The organism is Vibrio sp. NFR, assembly GCF_027587095.1.
Lineage (GTDB): Bacteria > Pseudomonadota > Gammaproteobacteria > Enterobacterales > Vibrionaceae > Vibrio > Vibrio harveyi.
The window spans coordinates 61,701-83,414 of sequence record NZ_JAPPTN010000018.1 but is presented as its reverse complement, the minus strand read 5'-3'; the positions used below and the strand labels follow the sequence as shown (position 1 = coordinate 83,414).

At 43.1% G+C, this 21,714-nt stretch carries 11 protein-coding genes; 8 read left to right on the top strand and 3 right to left on the bottom strand.

The window, feature by feature from the left end; all coding sequences use genetic code 11:
• Window positions 1–7,871 (bottom strand): hypothetical protein (locus OH463_RS24170; protein WP_269992916.1); only part of this gene is annotated, 7,871 nt, incomplete at its 3' end.
• A gap of 291 nt (window positions 7,872–8,162) precedes the next feature.
• Here OH463_RS24170 and OH463_RS24165 point away from each other — a divergent pair.
• The 3 genes from OH463_RS24165 (at window position 8,163) to cqsA (ending at window position 12,130) form a co-directional block, all read left to right on the top strand.
• A complete protein-coding gene (locus OH463_RS24165; protein WP_005447129.1) occupies window positions 8,163–9,149 on the top strand; it encodes a peptidoglycan DD-metalloendopeptidase family protein in 987 nt (328 codons plus the stop codon).
• Between the two features lie 321 nt (window positions 9,150–9,470).
• The gene (ylqF, locus tag OH463_RS24160; protein ID WP_005447133.1) at window positions 9,471–10,415 is read left to right on the top strand and encodes a ribosome biogenesis GTPase YlqF; all 945 of its coding nucleotides are present in this window, start codon (window positions 9,471–9,473) and stop codon (window positions 10,413–10,415) included.
• 533 nt (window positions 10,416–10,948) lie between these two features.
• Window positions 10,949–12,130: an alpha-hydroxyketone-type quorum-sensing autoinducer synthase gene (gene cqsA, locus OH463_RS24155; protein ID WP_222325085.1), complete on the top strand. Its 1,182-nt coding sequence runs from the start codon at window positions 10,949–10,951 to the stop codon at window positions 12,128–12,130.
• 133 nt (window positions 12,131–12,263) lie between these two features.
• Here the strand turns inward: cqsA and OH463_RS24150 are convergent, their stop codons facing one another.
• Window positions 12,264–14,309 carry a hybrid sensor histidine kinase/response regulator gene (locus OH463_RS24150; RefSeq protein WP_017188911.1) on the bottom strand — a complete coding sequence of 682 codons (2,046 nt, stop codon included), beginning with the start codon at window positions 14,307–14,309 and terminating at the stop codon, window positions 12,264–12,266.
• A 286-nt stretch (window positions 14,310–14,595) separates the two neighbouring features.
• Here OH463_RS24150 and OH463_RS24145 point away from each other — a divergent pair, with 286 nt between their 5' ends.
• Window positions 14,596–15,213 (top strand): HAD family hydrolase, encoded by a 618-nt coding sequence (locus tag OH463_RS24145; protein WP_017188910.1) that lies wholly within the window; start codon window positions 14,596–14,598, stop codon window positions 15,211–15,213.
• A gap of 74 nt (window positions 15,214–15,287) precedes the next feature.
• Here the strand turns inward: OH463_RS24145 and OH463_RS24140 are convergent, their stop codons facing one another.
• Window positions 15,288–15,836: a GNAT family N-acetyltransferase gene (locus tag OH463_RS24140; RefSeq protein ID WP_005447141.1), complete on the bottom strand. Its 549-nt coding sequence runs from the start codon at window positions 15,834–15,836 to the stop codon at window positions 15,288–15,290.
• A gap of 293 nt (window positions 15,837–16,129) precedes the next feature.
• Here OH463_RS24140 and OH463_RS24135 point away from each other — a divergent pair, with 293 nt between their 5' ends.
• The 4 genes from OH463_RS24135 to OH463_RS24120 all read left to right on the top strand — a co-directional run bounded on the left by OH463_RS24135 (window position 16,130) and on the right by OH463_RS24120 (window position 21,682).
• Window positions 16,130–17,254, top strand: a complete 1,125-nt coding sequence (locus OH463_RS24135; RefSeq protein WP_017188909.1) for an acyl-CoA desaturase — start codon at window positions 16,130–16,132, stop codon at window positions 17,252–17,254.
• A 375-nt stretch (window positions 17,255–17,629) separates the two neighbouring features.
• Window positions 17,630–18,997, top strand: a complete 1,368-nt coding sequence (gene dcuC / locus OH463_RS24130; protein WP_005447145.1) for an anaerobic C4-dicarboxylate transporter DcuC — start codon at window positions 17,630–17,632, stop codon at window positions 18,995–18,997.
• Between the two features lie 226 nt (window positions 18,998–19,223).
• Window positions 19,224–19,814, top strand: a complete 591-nt coding sequence (locus OH463_RS24125) for a LemA family protein (protein ID WP_005447146.1) — start codon at window positions 19,224–19,226, stop codon at window positions 19,812–19,814.
• The gene (locus tag OH463_RS24120; RefSeq protein WP_269992907.1) at window positions 19,814–21,682 is read left to right on the top strand and encodes a M48 family metallopeptidase; all 1,869 of its coding nucleotides are present in this window, start codon (window positions 19,814–19,816) and stop codon (window positions 21,680–21,682) included. Before OH463_RS24125 ends, OH463_RS24120 begins: the two co-directional genes overlap by 1 nt.
• Window positions 21,683–21,714: the final 32 nt, after the last annotated feature.

The following is a 21,714-nucleotide window of genomic DNA, read 5'->3' as shown; positions in this document are numbered from 1 at the left end:
CCAGTTGAATTGACATCACGGATATTCTCAACTGTTAAAGTTGGCGTTATTGGCAATGCGTTTGATGCATTGTTTTCGCCCACATTACCCACTAAGTCTTTATATTGACTGACAACAAGACCAACGCTAGCTTCCGGTACATTCGGAACCTCAACTGTGCCTGTCCACACCTTCTTATTTGCGGTCACCGCTAGTGATGTAACGTTATTACTTCCTAGTGATGCAGTCGCTTCTTGCAACTCTTTGTCGAACTCAAGCTGGATGTTGACAGATTTGCCGATTTCCTGATGTATCGGGTCAAACGTTACCTTAGTCAGTGTTGGCAACACACCTTCAACCCCTAGAAGCAAACTATCCCCAATTCCGGGGATAGTATTGACGCTCTCATAGCTACCATCATCGACCCGTATGGTTATATCTTTATCCGCCCTCTCTGGAGTTAAATAGTTGACAGTCCATGTTTTGTCATCAGTTTTGTTCCAAGATAGAAGCTTCAGCTCTCCAATATCACTTCCATCACTTGCTTCGAGTTTTACATCAGAGAACTCAAAGTTTTTGACGTCTTCCGTAAACTTAAACGTAAGCTGAACTTCAACACCACCAGCTAATGGAGCACTCCCAGAGCTCGATATTGTGAGTTCAGGGACACTTGCAGCTTCCACTGTCGGCGTTATCGTTTCTTCAGCCTTATGGTTGACGAGGTCCGACGCCACTACTTTTATCGTGTAGTCTCCTTTTGATAATAGGTAGTGCATTACATACGGGTCGCTATCGTTGGCAGGCTGTGTGATTGATTGTGGAGCAACAATTACCCCTGCCCCATTATCAGCCGTTGATGTGACTGAACTTAAGTTTTTATCTGAAACATAAGCGGTTACATCCAAATTGTATTTATCACCTGTCGGAGTCATAGAAACTTGATCAGCGCGAACACCCGTGATAACTGGTATCTCATGGTCAACAACAGAGTCGAGACCTTTGGCATCATAAGATTTATCGAAAAGCTCAAAGTCTGTAATCGAACGTCCTATGGAATCTATGACAGTGACTTTGTACGTGTACTCAGCCTGGTCATCGGCATCAAACACCATAGTGCCTGACGCCGTTGATGACGTTATATTTCCCTTGAAATTAAGCGTATCCCCAACCTTCGGAATCATATCTACAGAGTAGCTAGAAGCCTTGACGTGCTCACTATCTTTAGAGGTAATCGTAAATGATTGATTCTCATCTACAAACGCTAGCTTGTTTCCTTGCAAGCCAGCAATGCCATCAAAAGCAAGTGTTACTGTTGGCGCTTTTAAATAAACAGTTTTTGTTGCGGACTCAAAGTTTTCGACAGCATCAGTCGCGATAACCTCAACTCTGATTTCATCACGACCTGCGATCTGATCTTTAGGCAACTCGAAATAGGTCACATTCTCCGTTTTTTCTTCTTCAAAGTTGAGCACACGCACTGTGTATTTAACCGTAGCGAGTCCACTGACTTCATCTCTCATCTCATCAAAAGTGAACCTAACCTTATCGTTTGGTTGCTCTGAAACCGTGATCACATCCCCAATAATTGGGGCAGTATTATCGAATCGAATGTCTTTAACTGCTGCACTTCCACGGTTATCCCAAACATCTGTGGCAGTCACATTTACAGTCAGTGCTTTGTTTTCTAGAGAGCTTTCTAATTGGTCACTATGGAAAATAGAACAACGATATTCTCCATCAACACCACAAGGCTTGAACTTTTCAAAGTTATCATCCGTTTTGAGATTGTAGGACTCGTCACCAAAGGTGACTTCTACGTTTTCTAGTTCTGAATTTTTACTCAGTTTCACTCTAAACTCTACATCAAGAGTTTTACCATTTAGAACGTTGCCTTCACTTGGGCTGATAATTTCAACGATTGGATCTTCAGTCGGTAACAAAAATTCAAACTCATGATCTAGGGCTAAATTACCTGCATTGTCTTTAATGTTTGTTACTTTGTAATCATGTGTAACTGCGGTCTTTTGGATAATGTCGGAGTACTTTTCCTTGTAGCGACACACAACCTGACCATCCGCATTTAATACACAACTTTCTGCGCTAAAAGGAATCGCTCCCGCTTTCCGAATTATCTTAGGGTAGTTGTCTTCATTGGTGATGTTCACTCCTGATAATTCATCTTTAAACATAAGCTCGAACGCTAGGAACTTCGTGTCATCACCAGGGTTGTGGGTTACTTCACCACCAGAGAATTGATAAGTATCAGTAGCTGGTTGAGTGACTACTGGGGAATCTGAGTCCATCATTTTAAAGTCAAATTTCTGAACCGCTACCGCGCCATTCGTCCCCTTAGTTTGAACAATCAATATTGCCGGTGACAATGAGGTACTTTCAGAGTCAACGGTACAACTAGGTTCTTGTCCTGGAGATATATTCTTCTTGCCAGAAGTTGGCTTTTCGTTCTCATCAGGGGCTTCATTGCCATCGTACTCTTGACGAACCCAGCACTGAATTTGCTGCGCTTTAACTTCACTTAGCGTTGTGAATGTGACATCCAGCACACCATTAGAGACATAGTTTTGAAAGTCTTGAGTTGGTTTTAATACATCAAGAGCAACACCATTACGCTGAACACTAAGCGTGTGGTTTATCTTGCTGACTAATGGATTATCGTCGCTGTTATGCTGGACATTGTTGTAAACACTAATACTGAGTTCATAGTTACCATCAGCTTTTAACTCAGACTCTTTCAAGGTAGCAGTCCACGTACCCTCTTCACCCACAACTTCATCGAACTGAAAGTCCGTAGCTTTGCTCTCACCGGAGTATTTATAAGTAGAAACAATGTTCTTTACACCACTCACATCCGTTACTTTTAACGTCAGCTTGATGTCACCTTCGTCATATACGACGCGATCTATTGTTTCACCGTTCGCAACGTTAGTGATTTTTAAATCCAGTTGAGGAACCTTGTTACTTACATTAAACCGGAAATCTTTTTGGGAAGAGTTACCACGAACATCAAGACCTTTGATCCTAATAGTATGCTCACCATCACTCAAACCACCTAAAGGAACCTTTAGAGTTTCGGCATTAACTATGTCCGTACCTTGCGCACCAAAAGGCGGCTCTGCATCCTCAAATATCCAGAACTCTAGATTTTCTCTATCAACACCTTCAACAGAAACATTGCCGCTTGCGCCCAAGTCAACGGCTCTCAGCTCAAACACATAATCGTTGACGTAATAGCTACTTTCATCGTGACCAACCAAGTTAAAATCTGGACCTTGATTGTCAAAAATGACGCTATTTGTGTTGGATTGACTCTCAAAGCCATGAATATCTTTCGCTTTGACGTAAAGGCTGACACTGTTCCCTTCACCCGGCATATCAATTTTGTCAGTATCACTCTCGACAAGTGGCATGGGAAACTTTTGGCTTGGTTCTGCGGGTTTGAATGTTTTCAGCGCATCTGCTTGTCCAACTTGGAATAACGAGACCTCCGTGATTTTCGAATCATCTGTCACTCCATCAAAAAGCACGTTGAAATTACGACCAACGACTGCATTTTCCTTTGTTAAAGCGTCTTCAACCCAAGGGGTAGAAAGTAAAATAGTTGGCCCTTCGTTATCAACTTTGAAGGTAAACGTACCTTTTCTACTTTCGTTTTTCGGATACGCTGTATCTGTCGCCGTCACGTAGAATTCATTGGTAGCATCATAACTAAAGGCATTTGCAACCAACTGAACTTTAATATCTGGCTGCTCGCCAACAAGGTACGGTTCATCACAACTACTTGCTACAGGGTCACACGCCTCTAATGTCTGGGTCTGACCCGAACCTTTGCTCAACTCAATCTTTACGTTACTTCCCTGACTGAGTTCGCCCCAATCAATGATCGGTGTCCAAACACTGTTGCCACCCAATCGTTCAGCAATATTCGCATCATTAACAACTGGAGCTTCAGAATCGATGTAGATGCGGAACCTTGGCGCACCGCTATCAGCATCAGATACGACATTGCCCAAGTTATCTTCTGCGCTAGCGACTGCGAACCAGTTACCATCCCCTGGGTTGATGGTGACTCCTTGACCCGAACAGTCTTTCTGGCTGCATAGTCGTACTACAAATCGTTTTGTTTCATTCTTATAAAACTGCTCATACGAAACTGGATATTTTTCGCCTGAACTTTTGTAAAGTAGAAGACTACGCTTATCGAGCTTATCACCAACGACATCATCTAAGATAAAAGTCAGATCGTGAATGTTATTCTTAACGCTTAGGTAAACACCATCTTTGATTTCTTCATCATTGATGTCTTTGGGAGGCTCATAACTCGCCTTCGGATAATCGTTATCTACATAAAGGCGTTCTACATGTGGGTTGGACTCAGAATAACCATTGCCTTTGGTATCAAACGCACTTATCTCCAGTGCAAATTCAATAATATCCTTTAAGTCTGATGACTCTGAGTTAAGCGTAAAGAAGTACTCTTTTTTGAACTTCCCACTCTCGCCTGACTCTTCTATGTTTAGATCCAGTGGAATAGCCGTATTTGGATTGCTTCCCGCATACCACATACTTTTGAATTTAGGTGCATTATCGCCCTTTTCGACAATACCTGATGGGTCTTCCAAAACGACTTGGGAAACCACTTCCCCCGCGACATAACGTTTGTTACCAACCATCGTTTGGCGACCAGTTACTATCTTCAACGTTTTCTCCGGTGGATATACATCAATACTTCCACCTTCACTATCAAAAATACTGTCATTGCCAAGTTTTGGGTTTGCCTGTGAAATATCATCAGCATATAGCTGAGCAATATTATCAGGAATCTGATACTTACCCGTCATGATGTTGTAATACGACTGAGCAAGGTCTTTCCTGTAAGTGTCAGAACTGAACTCATAATCATCTAGTTTGATTTTGTTACCACCAGCTCCAAGACCATTTGCTTTACCATCGTAGCTAAGATCATCATAGATAGCAGAGGCAAAATCAGAAGAGTTGTTTCTCGGCAGGTTTTGCGCCAAACCATCGATGGCCTCAACAAGGAATCGATGTAAGTAGTCATTGGTCAAAACATTAGGTATTGGTTTCTCTAACATCTCGTTCGTGGCATAAGCCGTCACGGTCGGGTCAAAGCCAAAGAATGAGCTGTTGTTACTGTTGGCACCCGATAAAGCGTATTTCACATCAGTAAGAATTTGCGATGCACGTTCTGACGTTTTATCTCCTGCTTCTACTTGGTTCCAACGATAATCAAACAAACCCGTTTGGTAGGTTGCAAGCTCAGTGATGTAATAAGTGTTTGAGCCATCAAGCTCAAAATATGCGCCTATATTGGCGTTATTTAAGTTTACACTTGCCTTTTTACCCTCATCATCTTTCCATTGGTAGTAATGAGGATCCATCCCTTCTACACCGATTAGACGTACGCGCATGAATTCGTAATTCACCACATCAGTTGTGGTTTCACACACCGCGACGTCAAGCGCGGTTGTCTGATCACTTTCAGGTTGCTGGATGGTGGTACAACTAGCTAAAGATGTGAATTCGCCATTGGGGTTCAACCCTTCTAATTGCACTCGCGCACCAATAAAAGGCGTCACGACAGTCATTGTCGGCAAGTCAAAACTGCTTCTGAAGTAAACGACTTGCGCAGCACTCACGTTTTCAGATTCATCGATGGTTTGGATTTCCAGCTTTTGGCTCGCATTTTCAGAAACGTTCTTAAAGCCTTCACCAAGGATTTCTCTTACGAAAGGAACATAATAGATAACTTCGCTGACTCGACCGTTGCTGTCCATGATCGTTTCGTGAGGAATATTTGCGGTAACGTCTTCTGTTGAGGCTACTGTTTGTGTTCTCTCTTGGAAGGCATATTGACCATCATTGTTTGGGCTTACATAGTACTTGACCACTAGCTTCAGTTTGTCAGCACTCGTTCCCAAGACAGTGTCTGAACTCACATCGGAAACTCGAACCTTTACATAAGGAATTTTCTTTTCTTTTAATAAGTTAACGTTAAAGTTTGCGAAGTCGACACCATCAAGAGATTTCAAACCTGAGCTTGCGTAGACGTAGTCGATCTTCAAGTAGTCACGACTCGACTGCACGTTATCAGAAGTATAAGTATCTTGTGTGTAAACCCCCTCGTATGTCGATCGCTCCCCATCAAGGTTTACATTGACGTAGTTCATCGACGCCCCTTCAGGGTAAGCAACGATCTGAGCTGGAGCTTGGTCATCGCGACTGACGGTAAATGTTAGCTTACCGACATTATCTTTTGTGTCCTTCGCCGTAATATCAAACGTGGTCGTAGATAAGAATTCTTCTGTCGAATAAGGTTTACTGGTGAATTCACAAGCACTGCCTGACTCAGTGATAACTGGAGTACAACTGAGCTCTTCTGGTAAACCGTTTTTGAAGGAGACGTTAACCGATTTAATGTCTTGAGATGCCTCTTTAACAGTCCCTTTTAACACGTATTCGGGAAGCTGCTTGTTGATCGCGCTCGCTGAACTCACCGTAATAACAGGCGCGTCATTATCCCAATAAAAATTAACGTAGTGACCTTTGTTACTGCCAGGAACAAGTTCATTACCTAAAACGTCTGCAGTGTAAAAGACCAAACGAGCATCCGATACATTAGAAAGACCAGTATCCGAATCACGCTCTACAGCATCAATCGCATTGGTATCAATGCTTACTTTGATGTTTGTTTCACGAACACCAACTTCAAAGCCGCTAGCATCTACCGAACAGAACTCACTGCCAGAAGTTTGCTGGTCACTACATTTAAATTCTCCTGACCAAATGCCGTTTAGCTTGTATTCAACATAAGCAGAAATAGATTGAACGCCAATATCGTCGTTGATTCTGAGATCGACGTTATCTGTGCCAGCTAAAACGTCACTATCTGTGCGAGTAACAGTTGGCGGAATTGTGTCAATTTCCGTCTCGTCGCGAGGCGGAATAACGCCATCAGCCTGACCATGAGTCCCCAAATCATTGACTTGTTGGCTAAACGCCACGTAATCATCAGCATCGGTTCCAGAAACATTGAGCTTGGGATCGTTCACCACAATTAAAATTTGCTGCGAAAGATCTTGCGTATAAACGTCACTGGTGACTTTCTGCTGACCGAACGTAAGTGGAGTAACAGCACCTGTAGACTCACTAATTTCTAAGCCATCTAAAAGACCGTCTGCAATAACATCGCGGAATTGAATGTCTGCAAGATGCATTGAGGTATATATATTGTCTTTAGACTGACCGTATTTCTCTATCAAATCATAAGAGTAAGAAGAATAAGCCGTTAGCAACGCACCGTACTGATGTCCGGGTGTAGCAAAGCTACTCTGACCGCCTTTAGTTATGTCAATCGGTGTGGTTTCATTGACATTGAACCCATACATACCATTGATACTACTCAATGCTTTAGAAATAGCATCCGCCCCAGATGCCCCTTCTGCAATTTTGTACTTTGCCAAACCAGAAACAATATTAGTTAAAGGCGTCAGCATTAATGTCTGGTTGCTGCCTTCACTAAAGTTGACGACACCTTCTAGGCGCAAAGTCTTACCTGCACTTGACGACACGATCTCTTTCGTAAGCGGATCGGTATAGCTTCCTTGTTGCGCAACTACATACAAAGGCATCGATGAAGATTCGAATTCAAGCTTGTAATCACCGAAGGCGTTAGAAGTCGTGTTGGCAAGCAACCTGCCAACTTTTCCGTTCTTGTATTCAAACACCTCGATCTTCGCACCATTGACGGGAGCGTCAAAAACGTTTCCTGAGATACTTCCTGTCTTCCTAGCTGGCGGCGTGCTGTCACCCCCACCCCCACCGCCACATGCACTCAATAATAGTGAAGCAGCCATGAGACCTAACGTTGGTTTTAGCGTATTTTTAGTGATCATAGTAATTTGGCAGAGTATATTTTGCCGCGATTATATTATTGTCTAGAATTTTCTCAACGTGACAAAATAACCATAAAATCAAACATAAACGCTAAGGAAATAGGCAGTTTTCAATCTCTTTAGCAGCGCCACTTCACATCTATCGTTATTTAATTAGTAAAAACACAGGAATTGCCCTTAACGGCGTGTAAGATTTTATTTTAAATATTATACTCCCCTCAATTTTTCGCCTATAAGCATAATTTCGATTTAATGACAAGTTTAATATTAAGACAGCAGACTCAGCATATTGCTTTACCCCTTGTTCTTATTGCATTCGTTATCATTGCTGGCGTATCTTTGACTCATTACTTTCTCACCCCAGAACTTCAGACCACCCCCACAAAATCAACTGCAAAAACAGAAAGTTACAATAAGATAAATAGTAATAGTATCGAGCAGACTTATGAAGCACACTTTCAACGCACCAAGATCACCACAGGCATTATTGATTACTCCTTTGTTGCCTCTTTAATTAATTCCGGATTATCCCCGCATGAGATCAAATCTTTGTTCAGGTTAATCGAAGATGAGTTCAAAATTATTGGTTCAGCACAGAAAGGCGACCGATTTTCAGTAAAAATCAAAACCAATAGTTATAATGAAAGATACATTAGTTCTTTTTACTACTCAGGTAGTAAAAGAGACTTTTTCATTATTAATGATGGTAAAGACAATGCTTACGATGAATATGGAAATAAGCTAATTCAAAAGCCTTATTATTCATTTCCACTCGCGAAAGCTTACAAAATTAGCTCCGGCTTTAATTTAAAGAGAAGACATCCAGTAACCGGTTTGATTGTTCCTCATTTAGGGACAGATTATGCAGTCCCAATTGGAACGCCGATAAAAAGTATTGCAGACGGTGTCGTCATCAAATCACGCTACAATCGTTTTGCAGGCAACTATATAAACATCCGTCACACAAATGGCTCTATATCCCGCTACTTGCACTTATCACGCAGCAACGTTCGCGTAGGTGACCACGTAACGAAAGGACAAGCTATTGGTCGCTCAGGTAACACAGGCAGAACAACCGGACCTCACCTGCACATAGAGTTGATCGTTGATGGCGTTCCTGTTGATTACGCACAATACATCAGAAAAGCACCCTCTCCTCTGGTGAACATGCAAATGATGTTAGCAGCAAGGACTGAACGCGCAGAGCTGATCAGAGAATTAAACAAACATGCCTCATAGCGCACCTTGTTGGTCTGACGCTCGAATCACCCGGATGTCATTTTCTTTATCGTGATAAGGCACATCATTACCGAGGCATTGATATTCGATTCGAAACTAACCAAAGCGAAGCCAAAGCAACGCTCAAGCCCTTAAATATCGCGATGTCAGCTTGCTCTAACATTTCCGCCCATCCAATAAAGTGTTAAGATCCTCACATGACTCGCTGTAGTGGTATTGAGTGGGGAAACATACCCCGCTCCCCTTAACATCCTCGTTAGTGATGTAGGTAAATTGATTAACCCACCAGCATAACCATGAAACAATAAGGCGATTTTTCAGATGGTTAACAACTCTATCCAGTGGTTTCCTGGCCACATGCACAAAGCGCGTAAAGAAATCGAAGAAGCAATCCCGCAAGTGGATGTGATCATCGAAGTACTGGATGCTCGTATTCCTTTCAGTAGTGAAAACCCGATGATCTCCCAAATTCGCGGTGATAAACCAGTAGTAAAGGTACTGAATAAACGCGACCTTGCTGATCCGGAGTTAACTCAAGTGTGGATTGATCACCTTGAGAAAGAGCAAAACGTAAAAGCAATGGCAATCACTACGTCAGAGACGAGTGAAGTACATAAGATTATGGAGCTTTGCCGCAAGCTAGCGCCTCACCGTGAAGAAATTGGTAAGAACATTCGTACCATGATCATGGGTATTCCAAACGTTGGTAAATCGACTATTATCAATACTCTTGCCGGTCGCACGATTGCCGTAACAGGCAACCAACCAGCGGTCACTCGTCGTCAGCAGCGTATTAACCTACAAAATGGCATCGTACTTTCAGATACCCCTGGAATTTTGTGGCCAAAAGTTGAAAACCCGCACAGTGGTTTCCGACTCGCAGCAACAGGTGCGGTGAAAGATACCGCAATGGAATACGATGAAGTGGCATTTTACACGGTCGAATACCTAGCTGCTCATTACCCAGAGAAGCTTAAAGAGCGTTATCAAATCGAAGAGCTTCCAGAGTCTGATATCGAAATCATGGAAGAAATTGGTCGTCGTCGTGGAGCACTTCGTGCGGGTGGTCGTGTAGACCTACACAAGGTATCTGAAATCCTTCTACACGAACTTCGTCAGGGCACCTTAGGGCAAATCACCCTTGAGTTGCCAGAGATGATTACTCAAGAGCTGATCGAAGTAGAAATCGAAACCGCTCGTAAAGAAGAAGAGAAAGCAAAACGTAAAGAAGAACGTCGCAAGCGTTACCTACGAAACAAACGATAGTTCCTATTCAATCACTGTTTTAAAGCGCGTTTTATACGCGCTTTTTTTCGCCTATTTTCCAGGTTTATAACAATCTGAAAAGAGCTTGATACTCCACTTGATGGCTGTACTTGCTCTCAAATCCATGACAACACTCTGAAATCCTCATCTTGAAGGCATCATCTCGAAGTCACGTGGGTATATCTTTTTTATCAGCTTGAAAATCAACGGACTCGTTAACCACATTAAATGGAACGAACCACTCTAAAACGCCACAAAATGGCGTTGTGATTTGACATCTATTCGTTAATTTTTGTAGAAAAAACCAAACAAATTCATAGTGATTTACTATGTATTTTAACGGTTATTTTCTAAGCTCCATCATAGTTAGACTCCCGAAAGGTAAGGAATTCCAAACCGCACCCAACCCTTAAATACCGAGTTTGCAAGCGTACGCAAACTTATGCAACATTGGCAATGACACATCTCTCATATCAGTTAAAACTATATAACTGTCAGCGCTGGCGTTTTTCGTATTACTAAGAGAAATTATTATGAGTGATAAACTGAAAACGAAACCTCTTCCTTCTTTTGTTGAGGAACGCCTAGACTTTTATATTCAAGACTTGATCGAACAAAACGAGAACCAGAAGCACTTGGTTTTGGGTAAGCGACCACAATCCGGAGCGGTGGTCATGCAAAGCAACGACTACTTATCGTTATCCCACAACCAACTGATTCAAAAGGCACATCGTGATGCAATTACCGAGCATGACGACAACGTAGTAATGTCTGCAATCTTCCTGCAAGATGATACTTCCAAGCCTGCATTTGAAACCCAACTCGCCGATTACGTGGGAATGGGAAGCTGCTTGCTCTCACAATCAGGATGGGCGGCAAACATCGGGTTGTTGCAAACGATTTGCCCACCAAATACGCCCGTCTATATCGACTTTTTTGCGCATATGTCGTTATGGGAAGGCATTCGAGCAGCGGGAGCACACGCGCATGCATTTATGCACAACAATATGAACCACTTGCGTAAACAGATCCAACGTCATGGCTCCGGTGTGATTGTTGTCGATTCGGTCTATAGCACGATTGGTACTATCGCCCCACTTCACGACATCTACGAAATGGCACGTGAATTTGATTGTGCATTGGTCGTCGATGAATCCCACTCACTTGGAACTCACGGTCCAAATGGCGCTGGTCTTGTGAAAGCGTTAGGGTTAACCGATCAAGTTGATTTCATTACGGTAAGTTTGGCTAAGACATTCGCATACCGTGCGGGGGCGATTCTTGGTCCTGAGAAGCTGGCTAAGACTCTCCCATTTGTCGCGTATCCAGCGATTTTTAGCTCGACGGTATTGCCGCAAGAAGTGATTCGCTTAGAAAAAACGCTTGAGGTGATTAAGGGAGCTGACGATAAACGAACCTTACTGTTCAACCGAGCTAAAGAGCTAAGAACAGGATTAAAACAAATTGGCTTTAATATCCGTAGTGAATCTCAAATTGTCGCTTTGGAGTGCGGTAGCGAGAGAAATACGGAACGTGTACGTGACTTTCTTGAAGAACGTAATGTGTTTGGTGCAGTATTCTGTCGCCCAGCAACAGGTAAGAACAAAAACATCATCCGATTTTCAATCAATGCAGATATGACTTCTCGCGATGTGGACCACGTAATTACCGCTTGTCAGGAAGCATTTAACCATCCAGAACTAGAATTCGCATAATGAATCGATAACGGCACAATTGAATGGAAGCTTGTCGCTGCCGAAAAACAAAGAGCTCAGCACAATGCTGAGCTCTATCGTCATTCCGTTCTTCAATAATGATGCTAGGCAATAAGTACGTTAGGCGATGGAATTAAATCCAGTTCGCTATCTTATCGAACAGTCTGTTTTTATCTGCTGGTTTGACAATAAAATCTGACATGCCAGACGAGCCAATTTTATCGAGAGTCACTGGTGAACTGTCTCCCGTATGGGCAATGATAGGCACGGAAGCATAAGGTTTGTTTGACGCTCGAATTCGACGAGATGTCTCTACCCCATCCATCACTGGCATTTCGATGTCCATTAAGATGAGATCAATGTCATTTGTATCTAATGCGCTTATAGCTTGCTGACCGTCTTCGGTTTGGATCACTTCAAACCCTTGCTTCTCAAGTAACATTGCCGTGAACTTACGCAAGGATTCGTTATCATCAACGACCATAATCGTTCGTTTGTTCGTTGCATCTAGCGGCTTCGTTGATACCTGAGGAACCACATAGTTGGCGTCGTATAGCAAACGATCAATGGTTGCTTTTGTGTTGAGTAACCACGCTTGTGTTTCCACCCAAATCGGTGCAAAAGATGCCTTTCTGGCTCTCTGAATTGGGTGGTGCTCAAACAGATAAACAATACGAGCTTCAGTGAATGAAAATAGTGACTCCACTTTGTCCATATGACTGCCTCGGGCGTCTAGGCTTTCGATATCGACAAAAATCAAATCGTATTCAAATTCATATTCTTTCTTCTTGAGCAGAGCATCAACGTCTAACACCGTAAGGCTAAAGCCCATAAACCGAGCAATGTCCGTCATTTTAGACACTAGAATGTTTTGCTCACTCACAAAGAGTGTGGTTTTTAGCTTGGTTAACTCACTTTTGATCTCTTTGACTTCATTTGAGTTAATCGCCGGGAAGGTCATCGTAAATTGCGACCACTCGCCCACTTCTGACTGACACCGAATGTCCCCCCCAAATGAACGCATCACCTTTTTACAGAAAGGCAAACCTAAGCCGTAACTACCCGATTTGCCTGTAGTGTAGAAGTCTTGGAAAATGCTTTGTAACACATCAGGCGCGATGCCTGAACCATTATCCGTAACCACAATTTGATTGCTGAAATCGTCACTGTACATGGTAACGTGGATATGAAAATCTTCCGAACTTCGGTGGTGAAATGCATTCTTAAACAAGTTGTACATGACGTACTTCAACAGCGTATCACTGCCCAAGAAATCAAATTCACTACGCATATCCAACGAAATGGCAAAACGGTCAGTCGCTCGTTTGTAGCTAAAACTTTCAATTGCACTTTCAACGACAGATTGAGCCGAGTGTTTCTGGAACGTCGAACGCGACACTCGGTTTTCATCAATTGAAGTTAGCAGTAAATCAATGGTCTCGTTACCTGAGTGAATGATTTTCATTGCATCGTCACTGACTTCACGCAATAAGGTCACATCTTCGTCACTCAGCTCGTATTGCGCTTTTCTTCCCTCTTTCGGGTTGGGCAACACTGATTGAATCACATCAATTGAAGTCAACAAGCCGCTGAGTGGGTTTCGCATTTCATGGGCGATGCCCGCACCAAAAGACTTAGCCAAGGAAACTTTTGCTTCGTGCTCCACTTGGTTTCGGAAGTAGAACAAGTTACCAAATAGATAAATGAACAAGAAGATTGGTACATGCGTCCAATCCATGGTGAGCTCAATATGAAAGCCTTGAGCTACCCAAGCGAAAAACGTCGCCAAGCCAATACCAGCAAAGGTCTGGGCAAACATAACCCAAGTAATATGAACCAACAAAATATGAAGGAATATCGCCGACATAAACGACATTACCCAAACATTTGACCAGTTGTTCATCAACAACATATAGAAGAAGAAACAAGGTAAACAAAGGGTAATTGCGACTTGATAAAAAGCCGGCAGATACTTTCGCCACTCGAATGGTAGGCGGTTACGATAAATGATACCAAAGAACAAGAAAGAGCAGAGAATTCTCAGTGGCAAGTTTTCGTACGGTTGTGGGAACATGAATTCCCATACCACGTAATAAATTGGGAAGCCCACAAAGCCCATCCACCCTACTAAGGTAAGGTTTGGCTCTGCGTACTGATAAACTTTGCGAATCGCGTCCATATTATTACTTAATTAACTCAGCCCTAACGTTTAACTGTCTATTACATTGTTTTCTTATAATTATATATTAGTTATCGCACATAAACAGCGAGGTGTTGTTCAAAAGTTTATGACGGTCTGCTTTAAATTCAATCCGTTACATTCATAAAGGTGATAATTAGTCAAATAACATCGAAAAGTATTTGAAAAACCGGATTATACGCAACAATTTTTACATAAACATATTGCAATTAAGATATTGTCGGAATTTGAACACGTACCTAATCAAATTAACCCAAGGATACCTATGCAAGCTAACTCAATTAAGAATGTCGTATTTGATATCGGCAACGTCATGGTGAGATGGTCACCTTTAGAAATCGTCAGATTGACATTGGGCAATCACGTTGATGCTGAGGCAAAAGCTAAAGCATTATTCGCAAACGATATATGGTTAGATTTAAACAAAGGCTTAATCACAGAAGCTGAGGCGAAAGAGCGTTACCAGTCAGAGAAACAGCTGTCTCACAACGAATGTGCGCGATTCTTTTACTATGTTAAGCAAACACAACTTCTGATCTTTGGCAGTGTAGAACTTCTCACACGCATCAAAAGTGCTGGTTATTCCGTGTATGCATTAACCGATAATGTTGTTGAGATTGTTGAACACTTAAAAACAACCTATGAGTTTTGGCCTTTATTTGATGGAACGACGGTTTCCGCCGAGCTTGGTTTGCTAAAACCTCAGCCTGAGATCTATCAGAGCTTGCTTGATACTCATCAACTTATCGCTGCTGAGACGGTTTTTCTTGATGATATGCCTTATAACGTAGAAGGCGCTCGAAAACTTGGAATCTCTGCGATTCAATTTGAGAATGCTGAACAATGTGAACAAGAACTCAAAGCACTAGGACTCACCTTCTAAGTGGTATCCCTATTCAGACAAAAAAGAGCAGCGACGTGCTGCTCTTTGTATGCTTGAAGGAAACTCAATCTAAGTTACGAGTAAATGACATTCTCTTCAATGCCACTCACTAGTGATTGCGCGTTAGACCAACGAAACACTTTTTCGAGTACTTCATTTCCGCCCGGAGTTTTCCAGTTTCGCTCCTGACACTCTTGCCCGCCAATATGTTGATAAAACTCAACCGCAGGTTCATTCTGAGAGACGACTTCAAGATACAAACCACTGTCCTTAAAGTATTGCTGGTGCCATTCCGCTACCGCAAGAAGTAGCTGTTTGCCTATACCTCTTCCGCGATAACTGTCATCTACGTGCAATGCTTCAATAAAGCTGCCACGTTCAAAATCATGATTACCAAACACACAAACAAAACCAAGAAGAAGACCACCCTCTTCGGCTAAAACAATGTGTTGGTTGAATGGTGGATTGGTTAAGCGCGTTTGCCATATCAACAGTTTGTCGTCGATGGCTTCGCTATCCAAATAGCCATCACTCAACACACCACGGTAATGGCGCTTCCAACTGTCTGCGTGTAACTGCGCGATGCGTTCATAATCCTTATATTCCGCTAATCGTAATTCCATTACGTATTCCTATGTTCTTGTATTGCTTCTCTAACGAGCTTTGGCATTTTCCACCTCATTAACTGCATATTATTGGCAGATTTTACAAATCTATAGCCACAGCTCATTGATTAATACTACTCATTATTCGTTTAAAAGCAAAATATCCCACCAACGAAACCCAATTATTGCGAGTTTTCGCTTAACGATAGAAATGTCACAACTCGAAACAAAGTCATCGAACTTTAGTTTGACTTACACGTGTACGCTGATATTCTGGCGTACAGTTGTTAGCTCAAAGTTAGGGACACATTGTGAAGCATAATAAACCACCACTTATCTGGTTGAATATATTGATATTTTCCGCCAGTTTTATTCTCACCTTTATTGTACTGCCTTGGTATGCATACCACTTCGGTTTAGGCTGGGAGCATCTGATCTGGGGCATTATTGCCTTTAGTTTCACCAACCTCTCTATTACAGCAGGCTATCACCGCCTTTGGAGTCACAAAACTTACGAAGCTCACCCAGTTTTACGATTCATCTTTGCCATCGGTGGTGCTTTCTCTCTTCAAAACAGTGCAATGCATTGGTCATCCGATCATCGTGTTCACCACAAACATGTCGACGACAACGACAAAGACCCATACTCAGCAAAACGTGGGTTCTGGTATTCACATATCGGTTGGATGCTTCGTGATTACAACAAATCAAAAGAGAATGAGTACACTAATTGTCGAGATTTGAAGCGAGATAAAATCGTCGTGTGGCAGCACAAATATTATGTCCCTTTGGCTATCGCAACGAACATTGGTTTCCCACTGGCTCTTGGGCTTCTATACGGTGATATCTGGGGAATGTTCCTAATTGTCGGTGCTGCTCGTCTGTTCTTGAGCCATCACACCACTTTCTTTATCAACTCATTGGCGCACGTTTGGGGTAAACAAACCTTCACCGATAAAAACACAGCTCGTGACAATGGCATTTTGGCATTCTTTACCTTTGGTGAGGGCTACCACAACTTCCATCACATCTTTGAGAACGATTACCGTAATGGCGTTTACTGGTGGCACTACGATCCAACCAAATGGCTGATCAAATCTTGTTCTTGGCTGGGGTTAACAACGAAGCTTCGTACGACGTCAACGTTTCGCATAGAAAAAGCACGCGCGACGCAGTTATTGAAGAAAGCCAAAGAAAAACTAGAGAGTAAGCCAAACAGCCAGTCGATTCGTGATCAGCTTCAGAAGGAGTTCGACGCATTAGTACATCACATGCAGGAGTACTACGAAGCGCGCAAAGAAGTGCTTGGTGAGAAAACTGCAACAGTAGTGAAAAAGTATGAGCGATCCGTTTCCAAATTAAAATACCAACAAATTAAGGAAGAATTTGAACGTCAACAACGCAGTTGGAATCTCTTAGTGCGTCGCTACGCGTAACGTGTAACTCGCGCTTCAATATAAAGACGTCAAAACAAAAGCTCCGTTAATTCGGAGCTTTTTTGTTCAACCAAGCCCCTTTAACGTGATCTAGCTCGAACTATCGCTTTTCTCACTTTTTAATCATTTAGTACGATTTTTATTCGATTGAATGTTCATATTTTCGTTTCTTTAAAATCCAGAAAACTAGTACATAACACCTAAAAAACGTAATTTAAACAATATAATCCAATGCAATTATTTATTAATCTATTATTTGTTTTAGATCATGCTAGCTCTAATTTAGTCTCGTGCCACAGGAAAGAATTCTGTAAATTCCCAGACATAAACTGAAACAGTTTCTTTCTTTTTTTCATAATATCTGGAGACAACCCTATGTTAGAGCTCTTAATTGGCTTGGTAGTGACCATTGCTGTGGGTTATTTCATTGTCAAAGGCTACAAAGCTGCTGGCGTGTTATTAACCGCAGGTATTAGTTTGCTTCTTATGACTGGCATTCTTGGCCATGACGTTCTGCCATCAAAAGTAACCTCAACGGGTAATATGGTGACGGACGCACTAGAGTACGTAAAATACATGCTTCAATACCGTGGCGGCGGTCTTGGTATGCAAATCATGCTACTTTGTGGTTTTGCGTCTTACATGACACATATCGGCGCAAACAATGTTGTTGTAAAACAGTTCTCTAAACCGCTTTCTGTTATCAAGTCTCCATACGTCCTTTTGGTAGCGGCTTACATCGTGGCATGTTTGATGTCTCTTGCAGTGAGTTCAGCAACAGGTCTGGGCGTGCTATTAATGGCTACCCTATTCCCTATGATGACGGCAATGGGTATTTCTCGTCCAGCGGCAGTGGCAGTGTGTGCTTCACCAGCGGCAATCATTCTTTCGCCAACATCAGGTGACGTGGTTATCGCAGCAGAAAAATCTGGTCTCGCGCTTGACGTATTTGCGGTTCAAACCGTACTTCCTGTTTCTATCTGTGCAATCATCGTAATGGCGGCAGCCGCTTTCTTCTGGAACAAATACCTAGATAAGAAAGACAACACACCAATGGAAAGAATCGACGTATCTGAGATCAAAGCAGATGCTCCTGCATTCTACGCTGCGCTACCTTTCCTACCTATCATCGGTGTTTTCCTATTCAACGGTCGCACAATCCCTGGCCTAAGCCTAGATATCTACACGATCGTGGTTGGCTCGATTTTCTTAGGTGCGGTTATTCATTACGTTGTTAATAAATTCGACGGTAAGAAATCTCTTGAAGATCTAGACTCGTGCTACACAGGCATGGCGGATGCGTTTAAGGGTGTAGTAATGCTTTTGGTTGCTGCTGGTGTGTTTGCTCAAGGTCTTATGTCTATCGGTGCGATCGACAACCTTCTTCACCTAGCGGATAACGCAGGCGCAGGCGGTATCGCACTAATGCTTATCCTAACAGGTCTAACCGTGGCGGCAGCAATTGCAACGGGTTCTGGTAACGCACCATTCTACGCGTTCGTTGAACTTGCTCCTTCACTGGCTGCGAAAATGGGTTTGAACCCTGCGTTCCTAATCATCCCAATGCTACAAGCTTCTAACCTAGGTCGTACTATCTCGCCAGTATCTGGCGTAATCGTTGCTACTTCAGGTATGGCAAACATCAGCCCATTTGAGGTAGTAAAACGCACATCAGTGCCAGTTCTAGCGGGTCTGATTACTGTGATCATCGGTACTATGGTTCTTGTACCAATGTCAGCGTAAGCGCTAGTCACAATCATCTAGTTCGTAAAAGCTCGGCAGTTTTGTCGGGCTTTTTTATTTCTATTCCACAGACCTTGTCACCACCTTTCCCCTCTTTGACACCTCGTACTGAATACGCAATATGTCCCATAATTACAAAACATTGCACATTATAAGTAAGTCTAATTTGCTTAATATCTCAACTACTTATATAAAGTCCAAATACATTCACAAAATGGAACTTACTATGACTTCACTTATTGTTTTCATCGTCATCATTTTGCTTATCGCGGTGTTTGCGGTCAGCATTTACAACAAACTAGTGACGCTGCGTAATCGCTTTAAAAACAGCTTTGCTCAGATTGAGGTTCAGTTAAAACGTCGTTACGACCTGATCCCAAATCTTGTCAGCACAGCGAAAGGTTACATGGAACACGAAAAAGAAACCTTCGAGCGAGTCATCCAAGCGCGTAACCAGGCAATTTCGGGCTTGAAAGCAGCAAGTGACGCGCCAGACAGCGATGCGGCAATTAGCCAACTGGCACAAGCAGAAGGCATGCTACAAAATGCACTAGGTAAGTTAAACGTCGTCGTTGAAGCTTACCCAGAACTGAAAGCCAACGAAACCATGACTCAGTTGCAAGAAGAACTAACCAGCACGGAGAATAAAGTCGCTTTTGCTCGCCAAGCTTTCAATGATGCTGTTACCAGCTACAACACTTACAAACAAACTTTCCCACCAGTCTTGTTTGCCAATATGTTTGGCTTCCAAGATGGTAAGTTGCTGGAGTTTGCAGACAGCGAAGCAATCCAAGAAGCGCCAAAGGTTGAGTTCTAATGGATTTTTTCGACCATCAAGATACCGCACGTCAGCGTACCGGGCTTTTGGTGTTTCTGTTCTCCTTAGCAGTATTAATCATCACAAGTTTGGTCAGCGTACTATCCATTACTATTTATTACGTAGTAACCGGCGAGCCATTTGATCAACGCACCGCGATTACTTACACCTTGCTGTGCTTTGCAGGTGTGGCACTGGTCGTCGCAATCAGCTCTATGTTCCGCCTATCTGAACTTTCTTCCAATGGCGGTAGTGGCGTCGCTGAAAGTATTGGAGGTAAGCTTATTTCCTCAAATACAACGGACACAAAACACCGCCAATTACTTAATGTGGTAGAGGAGATGGCGATTGCTTCTGGCATTCCTGTCCCCCCTGTTTATGTGATGCCAGAAGAGCGAGGCATTAACGCTTTTGCTGCAGGTATGAGCATTGATGATGCCGTCATAGGTGTCACGCAAGGTGCGCTCGACAGCTTTTCTCGTGATGAACTGCAAGGCGTCATTGCTCACGAGTTCAGCCACGTATTGAATGGCGACATGCGCATGAACACGCGCTTGATTGGCGTCTTGTTCGGCATTACTTGTATTGCGCACTTGGGTCACTTGGTTCTCGACAATACACACTACACTAGCCGTTCATCAAGAAGCTCTTCCGATTCCGATAAAGGCTTCGCTGTCATCATGCTGATCGCGGTTGTGTGTTTGGTGCTCGGTTGGGTTGGTACTTTATTTGGCTCAATGATCAAAGCAGCTATCTCACGACAACGTGAGTTCTTGGCGGACGCGAGTGCAGTTCAGTTTACTCGTAATGACCAAGGTATTTCAGGTGCGTTGAAAAAGATTGGCGGTCACGCATCTGGCTCTAGCTTGGATGCACAAGCGAGCAGCCAAATGAGCCACATGATGTTTGGACAAAGCAGTTTGTCTGGCTTCACCGGCTTCTTCGCTACTCACCCGCCTCTCGAAGAACGAATCCGTCGCATTGAACCCAACTGGGACGGCAGTTTTTCGCGCAGAAATCATAGCCAAGCTTCGACGTTTGCCCATGAACAAGTCAGCGGATTTGCTTCGGATGCCGATTTCGGCTCTCAAGACCATGAACCACAAAGTGTCACTCCAACTTCCTCAGAACTAAGTGACACAGGAAAACAACTGATCAGCCAATTGCCCCAAGACTTGGTAGACATTGCCCGTGAACCCTACAGTTCGCGCTTTATTGCATTGCTCCTGATCTTTGATGGCAGCGATGTGCAACGTGAGATGATCAAAGGTCATATTCCAATGGTCTCGCACGCAAAGCTGTTACCATGGCTGGATTACGATTTGCCCCTGCACTTAAGGCTTCCTCTGCTAGAGCTCGCCATCCCAGCACTTAAATCAATGAGTGAAGGTCAGAAAAACAGACTTTGCCAAGTGTTGCGAGAGTTGTCTCAAACGGACAATCACTACTCACTGGGTGAATGGTGCGTCATTAACTTGCTGGAAAAGCAGCTTCTTGGGCCTTTTGGCTCTACTCGCCAAAACAAGACATTCAAGCAACTCCAAGAAAGCGTGCACTGGTTGCTACGTGAATTGGCGTGGGTCACGCATTCAGAACGAGAAGGCGCACAACGCGCATTCAACGCTTCGCTCACCTCGCTAGGATTTGCAGAAACGACATTGGAAGCGCCAAACAACAACTGGCGTTTAAGTCGCGCTGCATTGGAGCTGTTGTTGCAACTTAAACCCCTTCAACGGCGACAGTTCGTTAAGGCGTGTCGTTTAGCAATTGAGTCTGATGGTAAGATCACCGTCGCGGAAGGCGAATTGTACCGCGTGATAGCGTGTTTCTTGGAAGTTCCAGAACCGCCGCTTACCGTGACGCTTTAACTGCAAAAAGTAAAACGCCAGCGATGATCGCT